The 26,545-nt window shown below is 64.3% G+C and carries 28 protein-coding genes; 11 read left to right on the top strand and 17 right to left on the bottom strand.

All coding sequences use genetic code 11. From position 1 onward, the window contains the following. Position 1: 1 nt before the first annotated feature. Entirely contained in the window at positions 2–841 is an 840-nt protein-coding gene (locus tag CHB96_RS19715; protein ID WP_089249378.1) for an alpha/beta fold hydrolase, read from the bottom strand. Positions 842–944: 103 nt separating this feature from the next. Here CHB96_RS19715 and CHB96_RS19710 point away from each other — a divergent pair, with 103 nt between their 5' ends. Together CHB96_RS19710 and CHB96_RS19705 are read left to right on the top strand one after the other, a co-directional pair. Beyond that, the gene (locus CHB96_RS19710) at positions 945–1,505 is read left to right on the top strand and encodes a TetR/AcrR family transcriptional regulator (RefSeq protein ID WP_176444387.1); all 561 of its coding nucleotides are present in this window, start codon (positions 945–947) and stop codon (positions 1,503–1,505) included. Between the two features lie 142 nt (positions 1,506–1,647). Next, positions 1,648–1,830: a hypothetical protein gene (locus CHB96_RS19705; protein WP_089249374.1), complete on the top strand. Its 183-nt coding sequence runs from the start codon at positions 1,648–1,650 to the stop codon at positions 1,828–1,830. A gap of 1 nt (position 1,831) precedes the next feature. Here CHB96_RS19705 and CHB96_RS19700 read toward each other — a convergent pair whose 3' ends face one another. Continuing rightward, a complete protein-coding gene (locus CHB96_RS19700) occupies positions 1,832–2,305 on the bottom strand; it encodes a GyrI-like domain-containing protein (protein WP_089249372.1) in 474 nt (157 codons plus the stop codon). A gap of 121 nt (positions 2,306–2,426) precedes the next feature. Between CHB96_RS19700 and CHB96_RS30180 the strand changes: the two genes are divergently transcribed. Together CHB96_RS30180 and CHB96_RS30175 are read left to right on the top strand one after the other, a co-directional pair. Next, positions 2,427–3,233, top strand: coding sequence for a serine hydrolase domain-containing protein (locus tag CHB96_RS30180; protein WP_245865922.1), 807 nt, complete (start codon positions 2,427–2,429; stop codon positions 3,231–3,233). Then, on the top strand, positions 3,197–3,793 hold the full coding sequence (locus CHB96_RS30175) for a hypothetical protein (RefSeq protein ID WP_245865920.1): 597 nt from the start codon (positions 3,197–3,199) through the stop codon (positions 3,791–3,793). The genes CHB96_RS30180 and CHB96_RS30175 overlap by 37 nt, the downstream gene beginning before the upstream one ends. Before the next feature lie 30 nt (positions 3,794–3,823). Here CHB96_RS30175 and CHB96_RS30170 read toward each other — a convergent pair whose 3' ends face one another. The 6 genes from CHB96_RS30170 to CHB96_RS19665 form a co-directional block, all read right to left on the bottom strand. Beyond that, complete coding sequence (locus CHB96_RS30170; RefSeq protein WP_245865919.1) at positions 3,824–4,420, bottom strand: reverse transcriptase family protein; 597 nt, start codon at positions 4,418–4,420, stop codon at positions 3,824–3,826. A gap of 904 nt (positions 4,421–5,324) precedes the next feature. Next, entirely contained in the window at positions 5,325–6,701 is a 1,377-nt protein-coding gene (locus tag CHB96_RS19685; RefSeq protein WP_089249370.1) for an FAD-binding oxidoreductase, read from the bottom strand. Further along, complete coding sequence (locus tag CHB96_RS19680; protein WP_089249368.1) at positions 6,698–7,483, bottom strand: SDR family NAD(P)-dependent oxidoreductase; 786 nt, start codon at positions 7,481–7,483, stop codon at positions 6,698–6,700. The genes CHB96_RS19685 and CHB96_RS19680 overlap by 4 nt, the downstream gene beginning before the upstream one ends. Further along, positions 7,480–8,343 carry a PCC domain-containing protein gene (locus tag CHB96_RS19675; protein ID WP_245865917.1) on the bottom strand — a complete coding sequence of 288 codons (864 nt, stop codon included), beginning with the start codon at positions 8,341–8,343 and terminating at the stop codon, positions 7,480–7,482. The genes CHB96_RS19680 and CHB96_RS19675 overlap by 4 nt, the downstream gene beginning before the upstream one ends. Next, the gene (locus CHB96_RS19670) at positions 8,340–9,926 is read right to left on the bottom strand and encodes an AMP-binding protein (protein WP_089249366.1); all 1,587 of its coding nucleotides are present in this window, start codon (positions 9,924–9,926) and stop codon (positions 8,340–8,342) included. Before CHB96_RS19670 ends, CHB96_RS19675 begins: the two co-directional genes overlap by 4 nt. Then, entirely contained in the window at positions 9,923–11,092 is a 1,170-nt protein-coding gene (locus CHB96_RS19665; RefSeq protein WP_089249364.1) for a thiolase domain-containing protein, read from the bottom strand. The genes CHB96_RS19670 and CHB96_RS19665 overlap by 4 nt, the downstream gene beginning before the upstream one ends. A 287-nt stretch (positions 11,093–11,379) precedes the next feature. On the opposite strand from CHB96_RS19665, the gene CHB96_RS19660 reads away from it, so the two are divergent. Further along, positions 11,380–12,447 (top strand): zinc-dependent alcohol dehydrogenase, encoded by a 1,068-nt coding sequence (locus tag CHB96_RS19660; RefSeq protein WP_245865915.1) that lies wholly within the window; start codon positions 11,380–11,382, stop codon positions 12,445–12,447. On the opposite strand, the gene CHB96_RS19655 is transcribed toward CHB96_RS19660, so the two are convergent. Then, positions 12,434–13,645, bottom strand: a complete 1,212-nt coding sequence (locus CHB96_RS19655) for a PucR family transcriptional regulator (protein ID WP_089249362.1) — start codon at positions 13,643–13,645, stop codon at positions 12,434–12,436. The genes CHB96_RS19660 and CHB96_RS19655 overlap by 14 nt on opposite strands. A gap of 151 nt (positions 13,646–13,796) precedes the next feature. Here CHB96_RS19655 and CHB96_RS19650 point away from each other — a divergent pair, with 151 nt between their 5' ends. Continuing rightward, the gene (locus CHB96_RS19650; RefSeq protein WP_089249360.1) at positions 13,797–15,149 is read left to right on the top strand and encodes an MFS transporter; all 1,353 of its coding nucleotides are present in this window, start codon (positions 13,797–13,799) and stop codon (positions 15,147–15,149) included. 18 nt (positions 15,150–15,167) lie between these two features. Here the strand turns inward: CHB96_RS19650 and CHB96_RS19645 are convergent, their stop codons facing one another. Further along, positions 15,168–15,725 (bottom strand): helix-turn-helix domain-containing protein, encoded by a 558-nt coding sequence (locus CHB96_RS19645; RefSeq protein ID WP_089249358.1) that lies wholly within the window; start codon positions 15,723–15,725, stop codon positions 15,168–15,170. A gap of 67 nt (positions 15,726–15,792) precedes the next feature. On the opposite strand from CHB96_RS19645, the gene CHB96_RS19640 reads away from it, so the two are divergent. The 3 genes from CHB96_RS19640 to CHB96_RS19630 are packed head-to-tail and all read left to right on the top strand — an operon-like array spanning position 15,793 to position 17,241. Next, positions 15,793–16,458: an AzlC family ABC transporter permease gene (locus CHB96_RS19640; protein WP_089249574.1), complete on the top strand. Its 666-nt coding sequence runs from the start codon at positions 15,793–15,795 to the stop codon at positions 16,456–16,458. Continuing rightward, a complete protein-coding gene (locus CHB96_RS19635; protein ID WP_089249356.1) occupies positions 16,455–16,766 on the top strand; it encodes an AzlD domain-containing protein in 312 nt (103 codons plus the stop codon). The genes CHB96_RS19640 and CHB96_RS19635 overlap by 4 nt, the downstream gene beginning before the upstream one ends. A 7-nt stretch (positions 16,767–16,773) precedes the next feature. Then, positions 16,774–17,241, top strand: coding sequence for an SRPBCC family protein (locus CHB96_RS19630; protein WP_089249354.1), 468 nt, complete (start codon positions 16,774–16,776; stop codon positions 17,239–17,241). On the opposite strand, the gene CHB96_RS19625 is transcribed toward CHB96_RS19630, so the two are convergent. From CHB96_RS19625 to CHB96_RS19600, 6 genes are all read right to left on the bottom strand, one after another. Then, positions 17,217–17,678 (bottom strand): MarR family winged helix-turn-helix transcriptional regulator, encoded by a 462-nt coding sequence (locus CHB96_RS19625; protein WP_089249352.1) that lies wholly within the window; start codon positions 17,676–17,678, stop codon positions 17,217–17,219. The two genes, CHB96_RS19630 and CHB96_RS19625, sit on opposite strands and share 25 nt — an antisense overlap. After that, on the bottom strand, positions 17,675–18,283 hold the full coding sequence (locus CHB96_RS19620; RefSeq protein ID WP_089249350.1) for a DJ-1/PfpI family protein: 609 nt from the start codon (positions 18,281–18,283) through the stop codon (positions 17,675–17,677). The genes CHB96_RS19625 and CHB96_RS19620 overlap by 4 nt, the downstream gene beginning before the upstream one ends. A gap of 130 nt (positions 18,284–18,413) precedes the next feature. Then, positions 18,414–19,295 carry a siderophore-interacting protein gene (locus tag CHB96_RS19615; RefSeq protein ID WP_245865913.1) on the bottom strand — a complete coding sequence of 294 codons (882 nt, stop codon included), beginning with the start codon at positions 19,293–19,295 and terminating at the stop codon, positions 18,414–18,416. Then, positions 19,292–20,269: an ABC transporter substrate-binding protein gene (locus tag CHB96_RS19610; protein WP_089249348.1), complete on the bottom strand. Its 978-nt coding sequence runs from the start codon at positions 20,267–20,269 to the stop codon at positions 19,292–19,294. Before CHB96_RS19610 ends, CHB96_RS19615 begins: the two co-directional genes overlap by 4 nt. Positions 20,270–20,271: 2 nt before the next feature. Next, a complete protein-coding gene (locus CHB96_RS19605; RefSeq protein ID WP_089249346.1) occupies positions 20,272–21,225 on the bottom strand; it encodes an ABC transporter substrate-binding protein in 954 nt (317 codons plus the stop codon). Between the two features lies 1 nt (position 21,226). Then, positions 21,227–22,195: an ABC transporter substrate-binding protein gene (locus CHB96_RS19600; RefSeq protein WP_176444381.1), complete on the bottom strand. Its 969-nt coding sequence runs from the start codon at positions 22,193–22,195 to the stop codon at positions 21,227–21,229. Between the two features lie 191 nt (positions 22,196–22,386). Between CHB96_RS19600 and CHB96_RS19595 the strand changes: the two genes are divergently transcribed. Both CHB96_RS19595 and CHB96_RS19590 read left to right on the top strand, forming a co-directional pair. After that, positions 22,387–23,964 carry an ABC transporter ATP-binding protein gene (locus CHB96_RS19595; RefSeq protein ID WP_245865908.1) on the top strand — a complete coding sequence of 526 codons (1,578 nt, stop codon included), beginning with the start codon at positions 22,387–22,389 and terminating at the stop codon, positions 23,962–23,964. Next, entirely contained in the window at positions 23,961–25,754 is a 1,794-nt protein-coding gene (locus tag CHB96_RS19590) for an ABC transporter ATP-binding protein (RefSeq protein WP_089249344.1), read from the top strand. The genes CHB96_RS19595 and CHB96_RS19590 overlap by 4 nt, the downstream gene beginning before the upstream one ends. Here the strand turns inward: CHB96_RS19590 and CHB96_RS19585 are convergent. After that, entirely contained in the window at positions 25,694–26,509 is an 816-nt protein-coding gene (locus CHB96_RS19585; protein WP_245865906.1) for an AraC family transcriptional regulator, read from the bottom strand. The two genes, CHB96_RS19590 and CHB96_RS19585, sit on opposite strands and share 61 nt — an antisense overlap. Positions 26,510–26,545 lie beyond the last annotated feature (36 nt).

Here is a 26,545-nt window from a genome sequence, read left to right as displayed (position 1 = left end):
ATTACTTCACGAAGGCGAGAAGCGCCTCGTTGACCTCCTGGAAGTGCGTCCACAGCAGGCCGTGCGGGGCGCCTTCGACCTCCACGTACTTGGCCTCGGGGAACGCCTTGGTGAACTCGCGACCAGTGGAGTCGATCGGCAGGATGTTGTCCTTGGTGCCGTGCAGAATGAGCGTCGGCTTCCCGGATTCGCGGACCTTCTGCACGTCGGCCCGAAAGTCCTCGATCCACGTCGGGACCACTGCGTAAGCAGCGACGGGTGCGCTGGAGGCTGCGGTACTCGTGTTCGCGCGCACGGTCGCCTCACTGATGCGGCTGCCCAGGTTCTCGTCGAGGTTGTAGAAGTCCTTGTAGAAGTTGTCGAACCACGCGAAACGATCCTCGCGCGCAGCAGTCTCGATGCCGTCGAACACCGACTGCGGTACACCGGCCGGGTTGTCGTCGGTCTGCAGCAGGAACGGCTCGAGCGACGCGAGGAATGCGAACTTGGCGACGCGATCGGTGCCGTACTTGGCTGCGTACCGCGCGAGCTCACCGGTGCCCATCGAGAATCCGACGAGGATGACGTCACTCAGATCGAGCGTGGTGAGTACGGCGTTCAGATCCGATGCGAACGTGTCGTAGTCGTAGCCGGTGGTGGGCTTGCTGGACTGGCCGAATCCGCGACGGTCGTACGTGATGACGCGGTATCCGGCCGCCAGGAACTCACGCGACTGACGCTCCCAGGAGTTGCCGTCGAGCGGGTAGCCGTGGATCAGGACGACGGGCTGACCGCTGCCGTGGTCCTCGTAGTAGACGTCGACCGGGGTGCTGTTCTCGGTTCCTACGTTGATGAAAGCCATGCTGAAACCCTTCCTCGTGGGACAAGTCCCCTTCGGGAGAACGTACGTTCTCCCGCCGTGAACTACACTAGAGAACGTTGGTTCTCTGCGCAAGGAGTTGATGATGATGGAGACGGACGCCTCGCGAGCGGCAGTGCTGGCGGCGGCCGACGAACTGTTCTATGCACGCGGTGTTCAAGCCGTCGGCATGGACGAGCTACGTGCTGCGGCGGGAATTTCGCTCAAACGTATGTACTCGCTGTTCGCATCCAAATCGGACATCGTCGCCCGCGTCCTCGAGGGTCGCACCGAGGTGTGGAACGAGCGCATCCTCGCTCAGGCCGCCGCGTACAGCGACCCCCGCGAGAAACTGTTGTCGATCTTCGACTTCCTCGACACGTGGTTTCGCGAAGACAATTTCCGAGGATGCGCCTTCATCAACTCGTTCGGCGAACTGGGCGCCACGATGCCTGCAGTGGCCGACGCGGCTCACCGGCACAAGCGCGAATTCGTTTCATACGTCACCGAATTGGCCGTCGAGGCGGGCTGCCCCGAGAAGCTCGGGCTGCAGATCGCGCTCTTGGCAGAGGGTGCGCAAACCACCGCAGCCATCTCGGAATCACCCGAAAGCGCCCTCGCCGCAAAGGAAGCCGCGACGGTTCTGCTCGACGCCGGCACACGCTGACCCGGCGACATCGAGGTTGTGCGCGGAATTCAGCCGGATACGGTGCACAACCTCGAGCTCGGCGCACACCCGAACACGCATCTGTTCTCCCGGACTTGTCGGTGCCCGGTGATAGGAAAGAGGAGACACGAAAGGAGTCTCCATGCACGACATCGCAGACATCTGTGAGGGAACGCTCGTCATCCATGCCGTCGGCGACGCGGAATGCACCGACCCCGACTGCGTCGACCTCGAATACGTCCGCCACGTTCTCGTCCTGGAGTGCGAGGAGATCACCGGTGGATGCCAGTGCGCCGAGCACATCGAACTGAGACGGGCCTCCTGAGCTACGCGGCTTCCCTCATGATGGGTTGCTGCAGCTCGGTGACCCACTCGTCCTGAGACTCCGTCTCGGAGACCAGATAGAACTCCCGACACACTCCCGCCGGCTCGTACCCATGCTCGACGACCCACGCCATCAGCGCCTCCCAGGTCTCGCCGATCGTCGCCATCGAGCCGCGATGAACCGTCGTCGCCGTCAGGTCCACTGCGGGGAGCTCGACGACGTCGAAGCCTTCTCCCGCCGTGACGTCCGACTCGACCTGGAACGCCGCGTCCACCTGAACACCAGCGTCACCCCGAGCCTCGTACACAGCGACGGCCGATCCGAATCCAATTCCCGCCGCCTCCAGTCGCTGCGCGAGAGTGGCGTACATCGGTCCGATCACGGGGCCTATGTTCTCGTTTCCCATTCCAGGGACGAAATCACTGATCAGAGCCACGCGTTGCGACGGCAGCGATTTCGTTTCGACGATGATCACGACGCGCGCTCCTTCTCTCGGTGACGACGAGTGTCCGCCTCACTCGGTATGGGGGTCAAGAGGCGACACCCTGTGCTAGACCTTGATGGCCACAATGTGAGCTGAGCCATAGGGGTGGGACGTGAGAGTTCGCCGCGGGATCGGATGGATGCTGGCTGCAGGGCTGGTCTTGACGTTATCGGCCGCGCCCGCCAGGGCGGAACCCACTGTTCGATCCTGTGCAGCGCCGACGGCCGCCGCGGCCGGTTTCGAACGCGCGACCCCCAGCGAAGTCGCGATGGACACCGCTGCCACACAGCGTGCGGTCGATTTCGCGTCGTCGCGGCTTCGTACGAACGTCCAGATCTTCCGCAACAACTGCCTCGTCGGCTCCGGGCCGTTCAACGACGTCACGGGCAACACCCCGTGGCATCTGTGGAGTTCGACCAAGAGCGTCGTCTCGATGCTCGCTGGTGTGGCGGTGACGCAGGGACGTCTCGACGTCGACGCCCCGATCGGTCGCTACCTGCCCGCAGGCGAAGGAGACGACGCACATCGCGCGATCACGGTGCGCAGTCTGCTCACTCAAAGTTCGGGACTGGATCAGGGCATCGTTGCGGAGGGACTGACCAGCGGCCTGGGCCTCGCCGTCGACGCACCCGGCCAGGCGCTTCAACTGCCGTTCACACGGCCCGGCGAATTCCAGTACTCGCAACTCGGACCCGATCTGCTCGCCTACGTGATTCAGAATGCCGTCGGCGAGGATCTTCAGGTGTTCGCGCAGCGAGAGTTGTTCGACCCCATCGGGATTGCAGCGAACGACTACTACTGGGCTCGCGACCGAACGGGTCACACGTTCGGATTCGCGTTGTTGTATCTGCCGCCGAACGACTTCGCGCGGTTGGGATGCTCATGTCTTCGAACGGGCAGTGGAACGGGCGTCGGATAGTCTCCGACGCCTACATCAGCCAACTGCGCACTCCGTCCGAAGCCAACACCTGTTACGGATTCTTGTTCTGGCTCAACAGAACTCCGTGCATCGGCCCGAGCTTCCCGTCGCAGCAAACTCTCGACGCACCTCTGCTGGCCGGAATGCCCGACGACGCCTACGCCATGGTCGGGTTCCTGCAGCAGAACAACTTCATCATCCCGAGCCTAGGGATCCAGGTGACGTGGAACGGCGTGCTCGGCGACGTGTCGCCGGACTTGTCGACAGTGCTCAGCGCCAGTACCAACAGCGAGTTGTACACCAACTTCTTCAACGCATTGGCGGAAGCACTTCCTGGAGAAGATCTGCCGGCACAGCCCTACGAGCCGAGCTTCAACACGAACATCAACGTCGACAGCTTCTACGACCCCAACATCCTTCTCGGCACACTGGGGCTCGGTCCCGACGCTCCACACCCACCCGGCCCCGTCTCACCCCCTGTGTCCGACGCCCCTCCCGGCTGCCTGGTGTTCGCCTGCCTCCCGGTATCGCCGGATACCCCGCGCCGGGTCGGCGACTGACGTCGCATGTGCACGAAACTACATAGCAGGTTATGTATTTTCGTGCACGTGGGCGGAGCCACCGAACACCCGTTCCGCCAAGTCGAGTAGTTTCCGGCGCCGTGCTTCGCTCGTCTCGCCGACGCGTGCGATGCGCCCGTACAGGTGAGCGCGAAAGTCGTTGTGTCCGTTGCAGTTCTGCTCCTCCGGCCCGGTCCTGGCACAGTTGTGCAGGATGGCACGCAATTCGTCGTACTCCTTGCGAGGCACGGCGGGCCAGTCGTTGACGACGAGACCCGTCAGCTGCTGGCGCTTGTGTGCGCGTCGGACACGGGTTTTGGTCGGGTTCAGCGAGAATCCCTCGTCACGCACGATCTGCCAGACCACCCACAGCACCTTGTCGACGTCGCAGGCGCCGGAGAACGCCAGATCGTCGGCGTATCTGGTGTAGCGCATGTCCATCGAACGTGCGAGACCCGTGAGCCTGATGTCCAGCCTTCGCGCCGCCAGGTTCGCCAGCGCGGGTGACGTCGGCGCACCTTGCGGCAGGTGCCTGGTACGCAGGAGCGACGTCGTCTCGTACGGCAGCCCACCCAGTTGCGCCGCCGGCGTGCTCGTCGTGCACAGGTATGCGAGATTCCAGGACACCGACCGCGGATAGCCCAGGGTGTCGGAAAATCGCTACCACCCTGTCGATTCCGATCGACGGGAAGAAATTCTTCAGGTCGGCCGAGATCACGATCGCGCGGCCGGCATGCGGAATTCCGAAAGTCCGCGGACTGCGACCGGCGACGAATCCGTGCGCTGCGCCATGCGGCGGCACCTGATCGAGTATGCGCCGCAGGATCTTTCGTTGGATCTCGCGCAAGCGGGGTTTCGGGATCTCGAGCAGACGCGCCCCGGACCGCTTCGGAACAGGCGTGACGCGGTAGTGCTTGAGCGGTTGGGCTGACAACAGGAGCCGTTGTTGCGCGTCGGCGAACCATTCGATTTCCCCGATCGTCAGGTTCAATGATTCCGCGAGATCACCCGTCGAGAAATAGCGCGGGACGTCGAAGCGCCACGGTTTCGGGCCGGACCGTCGACGTTCGGGCTCGTCGGAACTCCGCTCAGGAAGTCGTGGCAGTTCCGCGATGAGCACGAACAGGGATTGCTCGTCGAACGGTGGCGACGGGTAGAGATCGATCAGCCGGTCGGCGAGTCGCGACGCCTTCTCCCCCAGCACCGGTGTGAACGCTTCGTCGAGGCGGTCGCGGGTCCACGGGACCTCAGCGGCGAGCTGCGCGAGCACGGAAGCCATCATCGAGCTGTACTGCCGCGGGTTCACAGTTCACGTCCGAGGTGCAGCGGCGACGGGCGACCTGAATCTTTCGTACTCGGCGCCGTCAAGCACGCGGAGCGTGCAGAGCGGCGTCGGACGCAGTGACCGGTTCTTCTCTCGTACCCAGGGGTTACCCCTGAGACTGGTCGCGCGGACCAACTCTCGCCCGTGCGCCGCTGCATGGTTACCAATATGCCATGTGCACGAAAATACATAGCCCGCTATGTATTTCTATGCACGTGCGGCGAAGCCGCCCACCCCCGGATTCAGAATTCCCGCCGGATCCAGAGCGGCCTTGACCGCCCGTTGAACGGACATCGACGTCTCGTCGTGCTCCACCGCGAGCCAGCTCGACTTCAGCCGCCCGACGCCGTGTTCACCGGTGATGGTTCCGCCGAGTTCCAGCGCCCGCCGGGTGATGGCGTCGAATGCCGCCACAGCCGCTGCCTTGCTCGACTCGTCGGATTCGTCGTAGATGATCGTCGGGTGCAGGTTGCCGTCACCTGCGTGCCCGAAGACGCCGATGATGAGTCCCAGCTCGGCAGCCGTACTTTCGACGAACGCGATCAGATCGGTGATGCGAGATCGCGGCACGGCGACGTCGTCGAGGAGCCAGTCCCCCAGCGCCTCGAGCGCGCGAAGGGCCGACCGTCGTGCCTCGAGAAGCAGTGCGGCCTCGGTCGGATCCGAGCTCACGACGACCTCCACAGCTCCGACGCCGCTGCACACCGCCTCGATCCCGGCCAGCACGGATGCGGCATCGACGTCGTCACTCTGGACGAGGACCAGCGCAGCCGTGTCCTCACCGATCCCCATCTTGGTCATGCGGTCGACGGCCTGGACCGTGGTGCGGTCGAGGATCTCGAGCATCGAGGGTGTCGATCCGGATGCAGCGATCTCCGATACCGCGAGGCCCGCGCTCTCCAACGTGGGGAACGACGCGACGAGGGTGTGCGCCTCCCGAGGCGCAGGCAAGAGCCTGACGGTGATCTCGGTGATGACACCGAGCGTGCCCTCGGAGCCGACGAGCAAGTGCGTCAGATCGTAGCCCGCGACGCCCTTGACCGTGCGACGACCGGTCCGCATGATTCTGCCGTCCGCAAGAACGACCTCGAGTCCGAGCACGAAATCACCTGTGACACCGTACTTCACACAGCACATACCACCTGCGTTGGTGGCCACGTTGCCGCCGACCGTACTGAACGCCACGCTTCCGGGGTCCGGTGGGTAGAACAGTCCCTCGGCCGCGGCGCGAGCACGCAGATCGGCAGTCACAACACCCGGCTCGACGACGGCCAGCCGATTCACCGGATCGATCTCGCGGATCGCGGTCATGCGATGCAGGCTCAATACGACGGACCCTGCTGACGCGTTGGCCGCGCCACTCAGACCGCTCCCGGCACCGCGCGGTATCACGACAACCGAATCTCGCTGCGCCGCTGCCATACACGCGGACACCTCCGCTGTGGTTCGCGGAGCCAACACCGCCGCCGGAACGGCACTGTCGGTGAACCTGGACTGATCACGCGAGTACGACGCGACGATGTCGGGATCGGTGATGACGATCTCCTGCGGGAGGGCGTCGAGAAACGTCAGTACATCGGTCACAGCGCTCGCACCGCCAGCCCGCCGTCGACAGGGAGGCAGACCCCGTTGATGTAGGCGGCCTCGTCGGACGCCAGAAACACTGCTGCTGCAGCCACATCCCACGGCGAGCCCATCCGCCCCGTCGGGCTGGCGGCGTGCCGAGCTGCAATCGTCTCCGGATCCGAACCACCGAGCTGACCTGCGACAAGGGGTGTGTCGATCAGCCCGGGAAGGACTGCGTTGACGCGTATTCCGCGGTCGGCGTACTCGAGAGCCAGTGCGACGGTCAGTTGATTGACCGCCGCCTTCGTCGCCGAGTAACTGGGGTAATTGAATCCGGTGTAGCGGATGCTTGCGGTGGAAGACACGTTCACGATCGAACCACCACCGGCCTCGAGCATCAAGGGAAGCGTGTGTTTGCACGTCAAGAAGACGCCGGTGAGATTGATCGCGAGCGCGGCGTCCCACGTCGACCGTTCGAGGTCGGTGATGTCACCGACGGTGGTGACACCCACGTTGTTGTGCAGCACGGATGGCGAACCCACAAGATCCGTGGCCGACGCAATGGCCGTCTCGACCTCGCGTTCCTCGGTGATGTCGGCAGCGAAAGCTACTGCCTCGCCGCCTTCGTCACGGATCTGCTTCGCCGTCAGTTCGGCTTCTTCGCAGCTGCGGTCGATCGCAGCGACCAGTGCACCTTCCCGAGCGAACGAGATCGCAGCGGCACGCCCGTTGCCGACACCCGTGCCACTCGATCCAGCGCCGAACACGAGAGCGACCTTCCCAGCCAGACGCCCCGTCACGACGCGATCTCCTCGACGAGAAGTTCGAACGTCACCGCGACGAGATTTCCGCGCTCGGCGAGTTCACCGACGAACACCTCACCGTGCCGGTCCATCACCAGCGCCGACAGATGAACGGCGCCCGCATCGATGTGACCCGCTATGGCCACTTCCGTCGCCGGGCCGTCGACGGACACGAACCCTCCGTCACGGAGAAGCGTTGCGCCGACCAGGCTTCCGAGACTGCCCCGCACCGATGCCCGACGCATTCCGGCGTTCCCCATCACCTCGCGCACCGCGTCGTGAATCTCCATCCCCGGACGAACCCGGGTCATCACCGCAGTCCGCGATCCCGACCCCGAGTGCACGGCAGTGGGAGTGAACACCGGCATCAATGTCTCCTCGTCTTCACCGCTGGTCAGCGCGACCGAATCGAATGCGTGCACGACGACCTCGACGGGAGTTGCGCCGACGACCGTGTCCAGCCACAGATGACCACCCCGCATCTGCCCGTACGCGTCGAACCATGCTGCGTGACAGTGCATGAACCGTTCACCGTCACGACGCCCGACGGTTGCGCTCCCGCCGATGATCGTCACGGGAGCCACGGCCTCGTACGTGTCGCTGTACCACGCCGCACGCGATCCGTCGTGACACAGATCGGGGATGCAGTAGGAGACCCGCGCAAGCGGCCCACCCAGCAACTCGATCTGCGCGGAATCCATTCCGAGACGGTCTAATTGGCTGTCGATGGCATCGATCAACCGAAGCCCCGGTTCCAACGACACACGTTCGACGACAGATCTGCAGGGCACCGATTCGAGACGTCCCGACGCCTGCGGTCCCGGGTGCACCAGCGGAGCGAGAAACGTCGACGTCATGATGCACCTTCCAATACCGGTGCGTAGGGCCCCCATTCACGAGCGGCGAGCTCGTCGCGAATAGTGCGTTTGACGATCTTGCCGTAACCGGATTTGGGCAATGCATCCCAGAACAGGATGTGGCGGGGAAGTTTGTAGCGTGCCATCTTCTCGCCGAGCCACGTGGTCAACTCCTCGGCGGTCACCGAGTTCCCCTTGGCGAGAACACAAATGGCGACGCCTACCTCGCCCCACTTCGGGTCGGGCACGCCGAGTACCGCGACTTCGTCGATCGCCCCGTGAGTGAGGATCTTCTCCTCGATGTCGCGTGGGTGAATGTTGGAGCCGCCCGAGATGTACATGTCCGACGACCGGCCGGTGACGTAGACATAACCGTCTGCATCGACGACACCGAGATCGCCGGTGCGAAACCAGCCGTCCCGGAATGCATCTGCATCAGCCTTCGGATTGTTCAGATATCCGGCGAACACGGCGGGCCCGGCGACGCACAGCTCGCCGATCTCGCCGGCAGGTACTTCGGCACCCGAGTCGTCCTGGGCGCTGACGATCATGCCGGTGCGCGGGAAGCCGCACGTTCCGGCCGAAAACCCCTCGGGCACAGGACGTCCGTGTTCACGACTCGGAAGTACCGTGATGTTGCCCGTCACCTCTGCGAGACCGTAGTACTGCACCAGTACTTCACCGAGGATGCGACGCGCCCGCTCCTGATCCGCCGTGTACATCGGCGCGCCGGCGTAGATGACGTACTGCAGCGACGAATGATCGTGTGCAGCAACCGACTCGTGGTCCACGAGCACCTTGAGAATCGTCGGAACGGTGAACATGTTGGTCACGCGCTCGGATTCGACGAGCGACCATACTTCGGCGGGATCCAGACTGTTCGACGACGGGAGTACCGTCGTCGCACCGCGCGCGACCTGCGGCAGCATATGCATGCCCGCCCCATGAGACAACGGTGCGACGACGAGCGACGCGTGGCCTTCATCGGTCGTCGGCATCAGATCGGCGAGGTGGTTGTTGATGACGAACCCGAGCTGATCATGAGTGAGGATCGCAGCCTTGGGCGTTCCGCTGGTACCGGACGTGAAGAAGTACCACGCCGGGTCACCCTCCCATGTCGACACCGCAGCCGGAATTCCCGACGGCACAGCCGATATCGCGTCGTCGCCGTCGCCCTCGATCCACAGCACACCACCGGCGAGCTCATGCGCTCCCCGAATGGCCGCGACATGCGAGCGCGTCGACGAGTGCCCGATCACGACGACAGGGCGACACACTCCGGCGATCACGACGACGTCGTCGTCGTGCAGACGGGAATTGACCGGTGCGAGAACAGCTCCGATGCGCCAGGTGGCGAACATCGAGGTGATGAACTCCGGATGATTGGGGCTGTCGATCAGGACGACGTCGCCTTTCGCAACTCCGCGCCGCGTCAGTTCGGCCGCGAGAGAATCGACCTTCTCGTTCAATTGCCGCCAGGTCCAGCGTGATTCACCATGCACAACGGCGGCGCCGTCGGGGAGCCGTCGCGCCGTCTGGGCCAGAATCTCGGCCAGGTTGACCGCTCTGCGCGTCGTGGTCATCGCGTTGCCTCCAGAACAGTTGCGTAATTGGCGACAGCCGCGCCGCCCATGTTGAACACGGCAGCACGATCGGCCGTCGGCAATTGCATGTCTCCGGCCTCGCCGGTCAATTGCAGTGCGGCCATGACGTGTTGGGACACCCCGGTCGCGCCCAGGGGATGACCCTTGGCCTTCAATCCGCCGGAACGGTTGACGGGGAGGATGCCGTCGCGTTCGGTGCGTCCCTCTGCCAACACCGACGCTCCCTTACCCGGGTCCGCCAGTCCGAATGCCTCGTACTGCAACAACTCTGCGATGGTGAAGCAGTCGTGAGTCTCGAGGAGATCCAGGTCGTCGAGTGTCACATCGGCGTCTGCAAGAGCGGCACGGAACGCACGAGCCGCACCGTCGAACGCCATTGCGTCCGCGCGACGTGCGATCGCCAGGTGGTCGTTCGCCTGAGCACGGCCGACGATGCGGACGGAACGTCGCGCTGTGGACGCGACATCGGGTAGCGCGACCACCAGCGCGGCTGCGCCGTCGGACACCAGCGAGCAGTCCGTACGCAGAAGCCGTCCGACCACAGTCGGGTTCTTCTCCGACGGCGATGCGCAGAAGTCGAACCCGTAGTCCCGACGCATATGCGCGAACGGATTGTCGACGCCGTTGCGGTGATTCTTGGCGGCGATGCGGGCCATCGAATCGTGCGGATCGCCGTAGCGGGCCGCGTATTGGTCGGCGAGATCGGCGAAGACTCCCGCAAAGCTGCCCATGTGCGACTCGGACGCACGGTGGCAGCCGGCGAGCAGGATGTCGTTGATCTCGTCGTTCGGTGTGGCGGTCATCTTCTCGGCGCCGACGACGAGGGCGATGCGGCCGCGGCCTGCCTGCAGGGTGTCGAGGGCGGTGAAGAGGGCGGCACTACCCGTCGAACATGCGTTTTCGACGTGGATCGACGGGACCAACGCGAGACCCGGTTGTCCGGCGCCGACGAGTGCGCCTTCGAAGCCCTGCTTCGAGAAGCCGTTGTTGAACACGCCGACGGTGACGAGGTCGACGTCGTTCGCGTCGACGCCCGCGTCGGCGAGGGCCGCGGCCGATACTTCCGCGATCAGTGCTTCGACGTCGGGACTCTCGCTCTTTCCGAACTTGGTGTGCGCCCAGCCGATGATGTGCGGTGCGGTCACGTGGCTTCCTCTCCTCGTCGTACGTGAGGCAGGTCACTTCCCCACGCTGAGCCATGGTTCTGGACCGGGCACCCTTCGAGGAACCACCCGCCGACGAGGACACACGCTCTCGATTCCTCTTTTTGTCGCAAACGCCTGTGGTCGTTCCGCAGGCTCCACTCATATGCGACAGAAAGAGGAAAGCCCGCCTCGTTTCCTCACTCTCGGCCCGATGCAGCGTGATCGGCGTCACGCACAGACTGGGCGCACCACCCGACCGCAGAGCGAGAGGCCTGACCGTGCGAGCTGTGCTCAAGACCGAGCCGAAACCAGGATTCGACCTGGTGAACGACCTGCCCGATCGGCCTCTCGACCCGGATCAGGTGCGGATCGACGTCGGCGCAGTGTCCGTCTGCGGCACCGACCGCGAGACCTTCGAGTACGGGCCCGCCGTGCGGGATCTCGGGCTGCGGCTACCCGTCGTGACCGGTCACGAGTGTGCGGGCATTGTCATCGAGGTGGGTAGCGACGTGCCGTCGCTACGCCAGGGTGACCGCGTCGCCGTCGAAACCCATGTCGCGTGCCTCGACTGCTACCAATGCCGACGCGGCAACGCGCACAACTGCCTGCGGATGGACCTGCTCGGACTGACGATCGACGGCGCCTTCGCCGAACGTCTCGTCGTGCCCGCGTCGACCTGCTTTCGACTGCCCGACGAGCTGTCCCTCGAAGCGGCGGCCTTGCTCGAACCGTCGGGAAGTGCGATGCATGCGATACAGCGCAGTGAGCTGAACCTCGACGGCGCGCACGTGCTGGTCAGCGGTGCGGGACCGATCGGCCTCGCGGCTCTGCAGATCGCGCGGGCACGAGGCGCGAATGTACTTGTCGTCGAACCGAATCCACACAGAGCCGCGATGGCGGCCGAACTCGGCGCAACCGTGGTTCCTGCAGGTGGCGGGCTCATCGAGCGCGTGCGTGACCTGACGGGACCGGCGGAAGGCGTCGACCTCGTGCTCGAATGCTCGGGCGCCCTCCCTGCACTCGAAGCAGGACTGGACGCGGCGAGGCGGGAAGGGACCGTCGTCAGCGTAGGCCTCACCTCGAGGCCGGTCGAACTGAGTGCAACCCGGCACCTGATCAGCCGTGGGCTCACGCTGAAGGGCAGCTTCGGTCGTCGGATCTGGAACTCGTGGACCGAGCTCTCGGCACTGGTGGCATCGGGTCACGTCGATCTCTCACGCCTGGTGTCTCACCGCATGGAACTGGAAGACGTCGAGAGTGCGATCGACCTGTTGACCGGCGACGCGTGCAAGGTCGTCCTCTATCCACACGGTGTTCCGCAGGAACTGCGCTCGAAAGTGCTCACCGCGAGCTGATCTTGGGAAACGGCTCGATCCCTTCGGCACGCATGAGATCGGCGACGCGTAATCCGAGGTGCAGATTCAGCCGCACGGTCCCGTCGTCGAGATCGACGCCTATGGCGTCGCGGATCCGGTCGAGCCGGTAGTACAGCGTGGTCCTGTGAATGAACAAAGCCTCGGCCGCGGCGGGACCGGAACCGGCGTGGTCGAGGAATGCACGCAGCGTCTCGAGCAATCGGCCCGATCGATCTGCCTCGGCGAGTCGGCGCAACTCGTCGGGCACGGCGGTGATGTCCCACGCGGACTTGGGGACACGCGCCAGCACACCGAGTACGCCTGCGTGCTCCCACGCCACCACGGAATCCTGCCCGACGCGCCATGCGATCGACGCGGCAAGTCCGGCTTGGCGAGCCGAATGCCAGGCGTCGGGGAATCCTGATGCCTCGGCGCCGACACCTGCCGTGATGGACGCACCACGACCGGCGACGTCTGCGGCATCCCGCGCCATCACACGGGCCTCCGTGACGACGGCGGCGACGTCGCGTGCAGCCGTCGCGAGATACACGAGATGGCCCGACGCTCCGTCGACGGCGATCAGCGCGTCACCCCGACTGCGCGAACGCGCGGCGACGAGCGCATGCCGCAGGGCGATCGACGTCAGATCCGGGTCGGTGCCGTGATGGAGAACCAGCGTGACCACCCGAACGGGGCCCGGTTGCACCACGAGTTCCGCCAGCGCGGACTCCCGAGTGCCCTCGTCGATGCCGAGCGCGGCCGTGACGAGGGCCTCCGACTGCGTGGAATCCTCCGACGTCCGATCGGCGACCATGAGCGGTGCGATCTCCGCGGCTACCTCACCGATCCGCGCGAGCTCCGTCTCGGTCACGCCACCGTCAGCATCGATCACGAGGATCTGCCCGAGAACCTCACCCCTCCACCGAATGGGCACACCCGCTCGTGAGTGGAGTCCGAGTGCCTCCGAGCCGGCGATACGCCCCGGCGTCGACCATTGATTGATACCGCTGGCGAGGAGATGTCCGATGGCCTCGCTCCCGGCGTCGCGGTTCAGCATCGCCCTGATGCGCACCGGGTCCTCGTCGCCGAAATGCCTGCTGGCGAACAACATTCTGACCTGTGGATCGTTGACCACGACGCTGCGACCGAGCTCGTCACCGAACCGGTCGACGATGGCTTGCACACTGTCCCTCGACATGGGCTGAGCGTACTCACAGCCGTTTCGACAAAAAGAGGAAACTGTCGGTCGAGCCTTCGTCAACGAACTGTCGTGACTCAGGTCACTATGGATGCAAGGTATGTGAGCCCGCCACAGAATCGACGGGTTCCGACCTCGAGACTGGAGCGCGATGACGTCACAAACCCACTCCCACGCCGGACAGGCGTCGGACGATCAGATGGCAAGCCGGGTGATGCGCAAGGTCGCCTTGCGCCTGATCCCGTTCCTCGGCCTCGCGTACTTCCTGAACTACATCGACCGCACCAACATCGCGTTCGCGAAGCTGACCATGAGCGAGGACCTCGGGCTGACCGAGACCGCCTACGGTCTCGCCAGTGGGCTGTTCTTCGTCGGCTACATCCTGCTCGAGGTTCCCAGCAATCTCGCACTCCACAAGTTCGGCGCGCGTCGATGGATCGCTCGAATCCTGGTGTCGTGGGGCTTGATTGCTGCGCTCATGGCATTCGTCCCCAACGCGACCTGGCTGAACATCGCACGTGTGGCACTCGGCATCGCCGAAGCCGGCTTCTTTCCCGGCATCATGCTGTACCTGACGTTCTGGTTCCCCCGCGCCGTTCGCGTGCGACTGGTCGGCATCTTCATGGTGGCCCTGCCGCTGTCCAGCGCTCTCGGCGCACCGATCTCGTCGGCGATCATCCAGTACTGGCACGGCCTGTTCGGTCTCGAAGGATGGCGAGTGATGTTCCTCGTCGAGGGCGTCCCGACCGTTCTTCTCGGTATCGCTGCATGGTTCTATCTCACCGACCGTCCGCGCCAGGCGAAGTGGCTGACGTCCGAGGAACGCACGTGGCTCGACCGCCGCATGGAACGCGAGCACTCGGAAACCGCTGACAAGGGCCATGTTTCGGCACGGAGCTCACTGCGCAATCCCACGGTGTGGCTACTCGGTGTCACGTACTTCGGTATCGGCTACGGCCTGTTCGCGATCAGCTTCTTCCTCCCGACGATCGTCGCGGGCTTCGCGAAGCAGTTCGACACGACGTTCTCCATCGCACAGAACGGCCTGATCGTCGCGGTTCCGTTCGTGATCTCCTCGGTAGCGATGATTCTGTGGGCACGTCGATCGGACCGCCTGAAGGAACGCATGTGGCACGTCATCATCCCGACGACACTGGCCACCGTGAGCGTTCCCGTTGCGATGTACATGGATTCGCCGTTCATGACGATGGTCGTCATCACGCTCACCGCCGTCGGCATCTTCTCGGCACTTCCCGTCTTCTGGTACCTCCCGACGACATTCCTGACGGGCGCGGGCGCCGCCGCCGGTATCGCGCTGGTGAACACCATCGGCGCGTCGGCCGGTCTCGTCGCGCCCTACTTGACGGGGTGGCTACTGGACACGACCGGCAGTTCCAAGACGGGTCTCTGGGTCGTCGGCGGGTTCATGGCTATGGCCGTCGTGCTGCTGTTCGTGTTGCGTGGGCGGTTGGCGGCTTCGCCGCACGTGAGTGAAAATGTATAGCCCGCTATACATTTTCACTCACAAGGGATATTCGGAAACCAACACCGCGGAGGTCTTCGGCTCCAACGCTTCGAAGACATGAGGGACGTCGCCCGGGTAACCGATGTAGTCACCCCGGCGAAGTTCGACCGCATCATCGGTCGGCCCGACGAGCGCACGCCCCGACGACAGAACAACATGTTCGACGGTCCCCGACGCATGCGGATCCGAGTTTCGGGCACGTCCGATCTCCGCATTCACCAGATAGATGTCTCGGCGCACGTTCGCCGGGGACGACGCGAGGAGCGTCGCGACATAGTCCGCTTCGTCCGATGTGAACGACGGCCCCTCGCCCGCTCGGATCAGCTGCACCCGCGGCTTCACCGGTTCCACGAGCTGAGCGAACGGAACCTCGAGCGTCACGCTCAGCGCCCACAGGGTCTCCACGCTGGGGTTTCCGGTTCCGGATTCGAGCTGCGACAGCGTCGACTTGGCAATATTCGCCCGACGCGCAACCTCTGCCAGCGATAGACCCAGTCGCTTGCGTTCACGCTGCAGGGCTGCTGCGATGGCCGCTATCGGTGCACCTTGCGTCATGGTCGTTCATTCTATCGCCCGATCGTTCGCCTTGACGAACTGTGGCTTGGCGTTCACTATTGTGGTCATGCGTACGATCTGGCGAACACCCGCTTCGCGGGACATCGCACTCGTCTGCCTCGCGGACGGGCTCGTCGGAGCCTCGTTCGGAGCCATCGCGGTGTCGACGGGATTGCCGCTATGGGTCCCCGTCGTCATGTCGGTGGTCGTCTTCGCAGGCGCCGCGCAGTTCGTTCTCGTGGGTGTGCTTGCGGCAGGCGGTAATCCGATCGCAGCGGTCGCCAGCGCCCTCCTCGTCAACGTCAGGCTCGTGCCACTGGGCTTCTCGATCGGCGACATGTTCGACGGCTCCTCCCGGCTGCGAATGCTCGTCGGCTCTCACCTCATCACCGACGAGACAGTCGCCTTCACCACGGCCGAGAAGGACCCGCATTCGCGTCGAACATCGTTCTGGCTCTGTGGAATCGGACTCTTCGTCAGCTGGAACATCGGCGTTCTCGGCGGTGCGCTTCTCGGTACGTCGATCACCGACACCGCCGCGCTCGGACTGGACGCAGCGTTCCCGGCGGTGATCGTCGCACTCGTCATGCCCGCACTTCGCGAGAAAGCAACGCGCAGTGCTGCCGTCGTCGGTGCTGCGATTGCCGTCGCTGCGGCAGCATTTCTACCACCCGGAGTTCCGGTGCTACTGGCTCTGGCGGCGGTACCACTTCTCGCGAAAGTCGGCAGATGAGCGTCCTGATCCCCATGATCGCGTTGGCTGTCGGCACTCTGGCGTTCCGGATTGTCGGACCGATGGTGCGCAGCCGAATCACCGTGCCCGCGCGCGTCGAGGAGATCAGCTCGATGTCGGTCGCCGTCATCTTCGTTGCACTGGTCGCGACGTCCGCATTGGTCGTCGACAAACAGTTCGCGGGGTTCGCGCTGCCCATCGGGGTTCTCGTCGCAGCCGTGTTGGCGTGGCGAAAGGCGCCGTTCGTCGCAGTCGTCATCGCGGCGGCAGCCACAACTGCGACGCTCCGGTGGCTCGGCGTTGCATAATGCCCCCATGACACCCGTGGGAATTCTTCGCAGTACCGACACCGGCGTCGACCTCGAGATCACCAGGGCGATCGACGCGCCACGTGAGGACGTGTGGGCAACCCTTACCGAGTCCGATCGCACCGCTGGATGGTTCGGTCCATGGGAGCGGCTGTCCGAGAACAGCATTCGTGTTCAGATGCGCTTCGAAGAGGGCGCTCCGTGGATGGAGATGAACGTCGAGCTGTGCGAGTCGCCCGACCGGCTGGCCGTGGCGTCGGTGGGAGGGTGGCAGTTGGAGGTCAGGCTCACCGACTCCACCACTCTGACGCTGATCCATCACCTGCCGAGCACCGAGGGCATCGGCGAAATCGGTCCGGGGTGGGAGTACTACCTCGACAACCTTCTCGCCTCGCGCGACGGAACCCCGCTCCCGAGTTTCGACGACTACTACCCCGTGCAGAAGGACTACTACACTGCGCTGTCGCCTCGGTAGCGCCTCGAGGCTGCGACGATGCGGGCGATGGATTCGCGGACTTGCTCGAGCTCTTCGAGACCGACCTCCTTGCCGACGGCATCTGCCCAGGCGTGCTGGTCGTTCTTCAGCTTTCCGAGAGTCGCTCGTCCAGCGGTGGTGGGCTTTAAGAACTTGGCGCGCCGATGTTTCGGATTGTCGACGTACTCCGCCCAACCCTTCTCTACGAGGATGTCGGCGGTGCGCTGCACACTTTGCCTGGCGAGACCGAGGCCGACGCGTCGGGCGATCTCGGCGACGGCGAGCGGCTCGTCGAGCGTCGCGCCGAGGACCTGCCACCATGCCGGTGTCAGACCGGCGGGCTCGGCGATATCCTTTGCTGCAGCCAGGAATTCGCCGTTGAGCTCGAAGGCCGGCAAGACGAGTTCGGTCAGCGCGTCACCCGCGGACGTTCTCACTGCGCGCCTGCCAGTTGTTCGTAGTACTTCTTGTCTCCGGTGGTGTACAAGCCGTACCAGGCGTCGATGATCGGCTGAGGAAGGAGTTCGAGGAGCTCGAACAAGGCTTTCGAGAACTCCAGCGGCGCAGTTCCCGGTGCGGTGACGAGGGTGCCGTCCGAGACCGTCTTCTCATCCAGGTAGTGCTCAGCTCCGGCGTATTCGGTTGCCTGACCCAGGAATTCGAGTGCGTTACTGGTGTGCGGCCTGGCGTTCAGCAGTCCGACGCGCGCCACACCGAGAGTCGCGCCGCAGATCGCGCCGACCGGCGTACCGACCTCCAGCAGCGCTGCAGCAAGACCGAGCACCTTCTCGTGACCTTCGTTCCACGTGTCACCGCCCGGAAGAATCAGCGCTGCAACGGAACTGACGTCGAGATCGGCGAGATCCCCGTCGGGGCTGACACGAATGCCACCGAGAGTGGTGACTTCTTCGGCGCCATCGGACAGAACCTGCAGTCGATAGCGGTCGTCACCCTGCCCCCGTGCCATCGCGAGCCCTGCGACGAAATAGCTGTATTCCCAGTCGGCCATGGTGTCGGTTGCGTACAGAACGATCGTCTTCACAGCTACCTCCTGATTGACAGTGTGCTGTCATACTACGACATGACAGCACACTGTCAAGGGCGGCTTCGCCGCCTGTGCGCGCAAAGTTGGTGCGGGGGCCAACTACGCACGCACGGGCGCCGCAGGCGCACTACAAACCGACTTCCTCCAACGCCTTCTCGTATCGGTCCCGACGCGATTCCTCGTCGTCGCCATCGGCTTCGGCCCAGATCGCTTCGAGACGCGCCGAGACCTCCGGGGACAGAGCGTCGCGCTTGCGGTCGTACTCCTCACTGTTGTCGGTCCAGTACCCGATGACCTTGTACGCGCTGCCCGGCAGCTTCAACTCGTGGCGCAGGTAGCGTCGGATGTCGCGCTGCATCGCAGTCTCGCCCGCGACCCAGACGTAGCCGGATCCCGTGGGCAAAGGCGCGGACTTCAATGCCTCCAGCAGCCGCGACGGTCCGACGCCGTTGCCGCACCCGTGCAGCCAGACGAACTCGACATCCGCGTCGCTCTCGATCGTCTGTTCGTGCGACGCGTCGGCCACCTCGACGATCGCACGCGCCTTCATCCCCGCCGGCAGTTGCTCGACGAGCCGGCCGAGCGCAGGCAGGCCCGTCGCGTCGGCGAGGAACATCTGCCACTGCACGTCAGCGGGAGGCTCGTAGAGCCCGCGCGAGCCGCCGATCCCCAGCGTGTCGCCGACGACGCATGTGCGCGCCCACTCGCACGCCACGCCGCCTTGGTGGACGACGAAATCGATTGTCATCGTATTGTTCTCGAACTTTCGAACCGTGTACGCCACCGCAGGAGACGCGTTGTCCGGGTAGATCCAGCGACCATCGGGATCATCCGGATTCGGGGTGGGCAGGATCAACTCCCCGTCGACGGGAAAATGGAGCCGTAGATATTCGTCGCCCTCCGGAGCGGACTCGAACGTCCGTAGGTCCTCACCGCCGAACACGACGCGAATCATTCCCGGTGTGAGATAGAACTTCTCGACGACCTCGCCGATGATCATGCGATTCATCGCATTACCTGCACTTTCTCCGCCAGATCGGCGGCCAGAGCGGTAGCCGTCAGAGCCAGTCCACTGTTGAGGTCGTAGGGCAGCTCGCCGACATGACCGGCTTGCACCGCGCGCACTCGCTTCCACGTCGCCGATTGTGTGTCAGGCGCGTCGATGTTCTGGAGCAGTATGAAATCTGCTTGGTCGAAGACGTCGAGGTCTTCCAGCCCGTAGAACGTCGCGTAGTCCGTGTCGGTCGGGCCTCGCGGCGCCATCGTGACGACGTTCAGTCCCAGATCCCTCATGACGGACGTCACGAACGTCTCGCGCTGAATCCAGAACTGCCCGTCGTCGACGCCCGCCACGATGACGGTCTTGCCGTCGAGCAGACCACCGATTCGTTCCTTCGACGCGGCAATCTGTGCGTTGTAGTCCGCCATCACTTCATCGGCGACGTCCTTGCGCTCCAGTGCAGTCAGCTGATCGATCATCGCCTGCTTCCACTGGGAGTCGGTCGCGCCCATCCCGACGACCAGGACGGGTGCGATGTCGGTACCGAGCAGGCTGTGCTCCTGGTAGTACTTCCACCAACCCTCGCCGACGACCAACAGGTCCGGCTCATGGCTCAGGATCGCCTCGGCGTTCGGCTCGTTGTTGGTGCCGCCGAGTTTCGCGGTGCCCTCGGGAACCATCGTCATCAAATGCGACTTCTCGTCCCAGTTGCTCGCCACGATCGGGTAACCCGCGAGCAGCGCGAAGTCCAGTCCGCCCCTGGCCTCCACGACAACGACACGTTTCGGGTCGCGCGGAATCCGGTACTTCTCACCGTCGACCTCGATCTCGACCATGTCTTCGGTTGCCGCTTCGGAGCTCTGGCCGGAACACGCGGACAGCAGTCCCACTCCGGCGAGTGCCGCTGCGCCGGTGAGGAATCCACGCCGGGAGAGGGAACCCACGATCCGGGCGAACTCGTCGTCGATCGTCTTGGTAGTCATGCTCACACCATCTTCGAGTAGAGGGCATCCCAGCCCTTGGCCACGTAGGACACCGTGTAGATCGATCCGTAGTAGGTCGAGCCACCGAGAGTGGTCACGTTGCCTGCCTGTACGGCCGGAAGTCGTTGCCACAGAGTGTTACCCGCCAGCGCTGCGTACTCGGCGCTGTCCGGTTCGTCGGTCACCATGAAGCCGTCGACGCCCGACAACTGGTCGACGTTCTCGATCGCAATGCCGCCCTCTCCGTCGAGACCGTCCATCGTCAGCGTCGTCCCACCGATGTCGGTCAACGTCATGTCCGACGGCTTGTCACCCTTCTCCGTGGTGCGAATGCTGGTGACGTACAACATGTTCGTATCGGGCAGGAAGGACACACTGGCGACGGTGCGCGATGCGATCTTGGCCTCGTGACGCGTGCGGACGTCGTCGATGAACGAGTCGTAGTCGAGAATCAGCTTGTCCAGCGTCGGAGTTCGACCGAGCCAGCCCGCCAAGTTGTCGAGGTTGGTACGCCAGGTCTGCTCGAATTCCGTGGTCAGCACCGGCGCGATGGTGGACAGATCGTTCACCGGCCACCACTCGCTGTCACTGTTGAGGCAGACGATCAGGTCGGGTTGGAGCGCCAATATCTGTTCGCGGTTGGGGATTTCGCTCAGGTACCGGGCGTCGTCACCGACCGGAACCCAGGGCGTCGCTGGCGCGTAGGTGTACCCGATGATGGGAAGCTCCAGTGCCACAGCGGGTTCCAGATCGAGTCGCGAGTCGATCGCAACGACGCGCTTGGGGTCGACCGGGATGTCGTACGTCCCGAGCGGTGTCGTGACCGTCTTGGTCGCAGCCGCGTCGGCACCTGCATCGTCGCCGCTGCTGTTGCAGCCTGCCAGGAACGCTGCGATCCCTGCGGCGCCGAGACCGATTCCGAAACTGCGACGCGAAATGTCCATGTCGATACTCATGTCAGGCAATCAACCCTGCAGCAGTGCGGATCTGACTCAGATAGTTGGTGGCCGTGACGACGAATCCCTGGTTGAAGCGACCGTCGATCACGTGAACCCGCCCGGCTTGCACGAACGGCAACAGATTCCATGTCGGACCGAGGTCGGGAACCTGCCCACTGCCGTCGTTGACCTGAAGAATCATCACGTCGATGTCCTGGAGTCGGTCGAAGTTCTCCTGCGCGATCTGAAGTCCGCCGTCGGCGGTCGGGTCGTAGTGGGGTACGACGAGACCCACATCCATCGCGGTGCTGACCTGAATTCCGTTCTGCTGTATGAACAGATCGGTCTCACCTGCCGCGGCCATCGCAACGCGCTTACCGCTCAATGCTCCGGAGAGTTCGCTTCGGATGGACGCGACCGACGCGTTGTAGTCGGCAAACAGTTCGGGACCGACCCCTGGACGGCCGAGTGTGGCCAACTGGGCGGTGAGATCCTCACGCCAGCCGATGAAGTTGTCCGAGATCGGGGCAACCGGAGCGATCTGTCGCAGACGGTCGTTTCCGTACCAGTCGACCTCATAGCCGTAACTGGGAACAAGAATGAGGTCCGGTTCGAGCCCGAGAAGCTGCTCGTAGTCGACGTCGGTGCCGTCGCCGAGCCCGAGCCGCGGCAGTTCGGTGGGCACGAGCGAACCGAACTGGACCCCTACCGGCTCATTGGGCAGAAAGGAGGCCCCGCTGGCGACCATGGTGTATCCGGCCAGTAGACCGAACTCGAGGTCGGCACGACCCTGAATGGAGACCACTCGCTGCGGATCACGGGGGATCTCGACCGAATTCTGGCTGTATCCGAAGGGAACGCGACCGACGATGTCGGGCGCCGACGAGGCCTCCTCGGTAGAGCAGGCCGCAAGAGCAGCGCCGAGACCTGCGGCTGCCAAGCCGAAACCGAATCGTCGACGGGTGAGGTCCGAGGTGATCACTGACATAGGTGTTTCGTTTCTCCAGATCTTGTAGCGCCCCGATATAGGTAAGCCTCGCCTGAGGCTAGTGGAGAGCGCCCGGCGTGAGTTCACCGAAACGGCCAACCGATGAAGGGATTGCGCCATGGCTCGAACGGCACAGAATATGGCCGGAGACCCTCTCGCTGACCAGACACTTCGGACCTTACGGTCTCTTCGTGACTTCCCCGACCGCGACGAGAGCCTCCGTCGTACGAACCGCAATCAACGACGACGGCAGAGGTCGGCGCCTCGTCGGCGCGTCCGTCGGTTACACAGGCCACCAAGTCGGTGAAGCACTGGTGCCTGTCGTCATCGGCGCTGTGATCGACCGTGCCGTCGCCACGGGCGATTCCGCGGCGCTCGGACGATGGATCCTGATCCTCGGTCTCGTGTTCACCGGACTGCTGCTCAGTTGGCGTGTGGGAGCTCGATTGTGCGCCTCCGTGATGGAGTACGGCGCGCACGCGCTGCGGATGAGCGTCGCCCGGCTGGCACTCGATCCCCGTGGAATCGCCGAACGCCGCATGCCCGGCGAGCTCTACTCCATTGCGACGTCCGACGCCGGTGGTGTCGCGAACTTCGCCCGCACGGTGTCGACGAAGCTCGCAGCCGCAGTCGGCGTACTGACCGCCGCGACAGCATTGTTCGTCATCTCGGTTCCGCTCGGCCTCCTCGTCGTACTCGGAACACCTCCGGTGCTGGTCATCATGCTGTGGTTGGGTCGCCCACTGGAACGCCGTCGTGAATCCGATCAGCACCAGGCCGCGCTTGCAGGGGCACTCGCGACAGACCTGCTCACCGGGCTGCGCGTTCTGAGCGGTGTCGACGCACAAGCCAACGCGCAGAAGCGATATGCGGTCGCCAGCCGGTCCTCCCTCGACGCGACGATGCGAGCCGAGCGCTATCAGGTGTTGTACTCCGCACTGAACGTCATGATGACACGTGGATTCATCGCGCTGATCGCGTTCGTCGGTGCGACGTTCGCAGTCAGGGGATCGATCAGCGTCGGCGAACTCATCGCCGTCGTCGGACTCGCACAGTTCCTCAGCGGGCCGTTGATCGACATCGTCTACTTCGGGGAGGGGCTCGCATGGGCGCGCGCATCGGGCGGCCGAATTGCCGCGTACCTGAACGCCAGTGGAGAGTCGGATCCCAACGGCATCCAGGCGCCGTCGAGGCCTGACGAACTCGAAATCCTCACGGAACCTGGACTGTACGTCCGGCGCGGCGAGATCGTCGGAGTGCGGTTACGGAACTCCTCGGACGCGGCCGGACTGATGGACCGTCTGTCGCGGCGCGTGGCGTCGTCGGGCAGCGTTCTTGTGGACGGAAATGACACCGACACATACGATCTCGACAGCCTGCGTCGAACAATGCTGGTCGTGCCACACGACAGCACGCTGTTCACGGGCTCGATACGCGACAATGTTCCGGGCACGAACATCGACGACGCGCTGTCCGCAAGCGCAGCCGACGAGGTCGTCGCCACTCTGCCCCACGGTCTCGACACTCACGTCACCGAGGACGGGTTGTCGCTGTCGGGTGGCCAACGTCAACGCGTCGCGCTCGCCCGCGCACTCGCCGTCGACCCCGAAATCCTGGTGTTGCACGACCCGACAACGGCGGTCGACTCGGTCACCGAGGCGTCGATCGCATCCGGAATCGCTCGGTTGCGCAGAGACAGAATGACTTTGATAGTGACGAACAGTCCAGCGCTGCTAGCGATCTGCGACAGAGTAGTGAGTGTGCAGTGAGTGCGGAACTTCTCCCCACCGCCAGTTGGCGGGAGACGCGTCGCGCAGCAGTAGATTTGTTGCGTGCCAGACGATTCGGTGCGCTCGGCGCAATCCTTGCGCTCGTCGCATCCACTGTCGTCGGATTGGCGACGCCTGCAGTGCTGGGAATGATGGTGAACGTCGTCACCGATGGCGGCGACGGTATGCAACGCCAGGTGACGCTCCTTGCGCTTCTCCTCGTGGGTGTCGCCGTCGGGCAAGCAGTGTTCGGCGCCGCCAGCGACTTCCTGATCGCACGAGTCGGGCAAGGCACCATCGCGGACCTGCGGGAGAAGGTCGTGCACCGCACTCTTCTACTGCCACAGAGCCTTCTGGAACGCTCGGGACGCGGCGATGTGGTCTCGCGCGTCACCAGCGACGTGCGGCTCGTCACGCGAGCGGTCAGCAATGCCGTTCCCGTGTTCGCAGGCGCGGGGCTCACGATCGGTCTGACCGTCGTCGGATTGGCAGGCATCGACTGGCGTTTCGCCGTAGCTGCGCTGATCGCGGCACCGATTCAGATCCACTCCCTGCGTTGGTATCTGAGAAGATCTGCGCCGGTATACCGCCAGGAACGCGAGGCCGAAGGCGAACGCGCACAGCAGACCCTCGACTCGCTCGGCAACACCGACACCGTCTTCGCATTCCGACTCAGCGACCCGCATTTGGACCGCATCGGGGACCGTTCTCTTACAGCAGTGCGACTGTCACTGTTGGCAACTCGGCTTCGCACGCGCTTCTTCGGACGCCTCAACATGGCCGAGTTCATCGGTCTGTCGGCGGTGCTCGTCGTTGCATTCGTACTGGTTCGCCGTGGCGATGTGTCGCTGGGTGCAGCTACCGCCGCCGCGCTGTACTTCTTCCGGCTGTTCGATCCCATCGGGTCAGCGCTGACGACGTTCGACGAGCTTCAGGAAGGCGGCATCGCGCTCGCGCGGCTCGTCGGTGTCACGCTAATTCCGCTACCGCCTGTCAGTACCGCATCACCAGCAGATGGTTCGATATCGTTGCGCGAAGTGTCGTTCCGGTACGACGGTGCGAAACGTTATGCTGTCCATGATCTTTCACTGGAGATCTCTGCCGGCACACACATGGCCGTCGTCGGAGCGAGCGGTGCAGGCAAGTCGACACTCGCACGTCTGATTGCAGGCATCCACGAGCCTTCCGGCGGTATCGACATCGGAGGTGTTGCGCGACAGACCATATCGAGCCGCTCGATAGCCCTCGTCACACAAGAGGTACACGTGTTCGCCGGGACCATCCGTCAGGACATGCATCTCGTCGATCCGGGCGCCGACGAGTCGCGGCTGCGTTCCGCACTCGCGTCGGCAGGCGCTCTCGGCTGGGTCGATGCACTCGACGACGGGCTGGACACCGTCGTCGGCTCCGGTGGTCGAAGTCTGACCGCGGCTGCCGCGCAGCAACTCGCGTTGGCACGCGTCGCACTGCTCGATCCCACCGTGCTGATCCTCGACGAGGCGACGGCCGAAGCGGGAAGCGCAGGGGCACAGGATCTCGACGATGCGGTGGCACGGCTCGCTGCCGGTCGAACGACTATCACCGTCGCGCATCGGCTTTCACAAGCCGAGGTTGCCGATGTCGTGGTGGTGATGGACGGCGGCCGCGTCGTCGAGCAGGGATCGCACGACGAGCTGCTGAGCGGGGGCGGCGCGTATGCCAAGCTGTGGGCTGCGTGGTCGGCGGGCCGTCAGGCGGAGTCGGTGAGTGACCACGTGGGGTCGGCGAGGTCGGGGGCGACGGCGAAGTAGCTCGCCGGGGTGCGCCCGGTGACCCGGCGGAACACGGCGACGAAGGCACTCGGAGCGTCATAGCCGACGCGTCGACTCACGACCGAAACCGGCACTCCCGCAGCAAGATACGTCATCGCAGCTCGGACTCGAACGTGAATGCGATACTGCGCGAACGACATTCCGGTTCCTTGTGCGAACACCCGAGTCAAGGTGCGGACACTACCCCCGACAGTCTGCGCCCACTCGGACAGGCTGCGCGGATCGGCCGGGTTCGCGACGAGGGCACGGGCGATCGCGAGCGCGCGAGAGTCCTCGGGCATCGGGATGTCGACCGCGACGACGTCGAGGGGAGTAAGGGTGTCGAACACGACCTGTTCCGCGCGGAGTCTGGCCTCGTCCGGCATCGCACGCCGATGCAGATGGAGGATCACCTCCCGCAGCACACTGCTGACGGCGAGGAAACCCGGCTCCGTCCACTGATGCGGAAAGACCTCGGGACGGAAGTACGTCGAGTAGAACTCGGTGCTCGGGCCTGCGGTCACCTCGTGCACCGCACCGGCGGGGATCCACAGCCCGACGGTCGGCGGAACGAGCCACCGGACACCGTCGACGACCGCACGCAGCTCCCCCGTCGCGCCCCACAACAGGTTGTGTTCCTCGTGCGTGTGCGGGGAGTAGGTGCGGGCATCGCTGCGGTCGATCGTCGACGTGGTCATCGAGAACGGCAGCGGTACGGCTCGTCCGATCGGCACGTTCTTCCTCGGGTAGCTCACCCGGGCAGCATAGCTTAGGCGTACCTAAGTGCAGGG

Source organism: Rhodococcoides kyotonense (assembly GCF_900188125.1).
GTDB lineage: Bacteria > Actinomycetota > Actinomycetes > Mycobacteriales > Mycobacteriaceae > Rhodococcoides > Rhodococcoides kyotonense.
This window is presented reverse-complemented; position numbering and strand designations above follow the sequence as displayed.

Excerpts from the sequence above, each read along its gene's own strand:
- CHB96_RS19715 (WP_089249378.1), bottom strand. The coding sequence starts at position 841 with ATGGCTTTCATCAACGTAGGAACCGAGAACAGCACCCCGGTCGACGTC.
- CHB96_RS19710 (WP_176444387.1), top strand. The coding sequence starts at position 945 with ATGATGGAGACGGACGCCTCGCGAGCGGCAGTGCTGGCGGCGGCCGAC.
- CHB96_RS19705 (WP_089249374.1), top strand. The coding sequence starts at position 1,648 with ATGCACGACATCGCAGACATCTGTGAGGGAACGCTCGTCATCCATGCC.
- CHB96_RS30175 (WP_245865920.1), top strand. The coding sequence starts at position 3,197 with ATGTCTTCGAACGGGCAGTGGAACGGGCGTCGGATAGTCTCCGACGCC.
- CHB96_RS19675 (WP_245865917.1), bottom strand. The coding sequence starts at position 8,343 with ATGACGTCGACGTTTCTCGCTCCGCTGGTGCACCCGGGACCGCAGGCG.
- CHB96_RS19670 (WP_089249366.1), bottom strand. The coding sequence starts at position 9,926 with ATGACCACGACGCGCAGAGCGGTCAACCTGGCCGAGATTCTGGCCCAG.
- CHB96_RS19655 (WP_089249362.1), bottom strand. The coding sequence starts at position 13,645 with ATGTCGAGGGACAGTGTGCAAGCCATCGTCGACCGGTTCGGTGACGAG.
- CHB96_RS19650 (WP_089249360.1), top strand. The coding sequence starts at position 13,797 with ATGACGTCACAAACCCACTCCCACGCCGGACAGGCGTCGGACGATCAG.
- CHB96_RS19645 (WP_089249358.1), bottom strand. The coding sequence starts at position 15,725 with ATGACGCAAGGTGCACCGATAGCGGCCATCGCAGCAGCCCTGCAGCGT.
- CHB96_RS19640 (WP_089249574.1), top strand. The coding sequence starts at position 15,793 with ATGCGTACGATCTGGCGAACACCCGCTTCGCGGGACATCGCACTCGTC.
- CHB96_RS19635 (WP_089249356.1), top strand. The coding sequence starts at position 16,455 with ATGAGCGTCCTGATCCCCATGATCGCGTTGGCTGTCGGCACTCTGGCG.
- CHB96_RS19630 (WP_089249354.1), top strand. The coding sequence starts at position 16,774 with ATGACACCCGTGGGAATTCTTCGCAGTACCGACACCGGCGTCGACCTC.
- CHB96_RS19615 (WP_245865913.1), bottom strand. The coding sequence starts at position 19,295 with ATGAATCGCATGATCATCGGCGAGGTCGTCGAGAAGTTCTATCTCACA.
- CHB96_RS19610 (WP_089249348.1), bottom strand. The coding sequence starts at position 20,269 with ATGACTACCAAGACGATCGACGACGAGTTCGCCCGGATCGTGGGTTCC.
- CHB96_RS19605 (WP_089249346.1), bottom strand. The coding sequence starts at position 21,225 with ATGAGTATCGACATGGACATTTCGCGTCGCAGTTTCGGAATCGGTCTC.
- CHB96_RS19600 (WP_176444381.1), bottom strand. The coding sequence starts at position 22,195 with ATGTCAGTGATCACCTCGGACCTCACCCGTCGACGATTCGGTTTCGGC.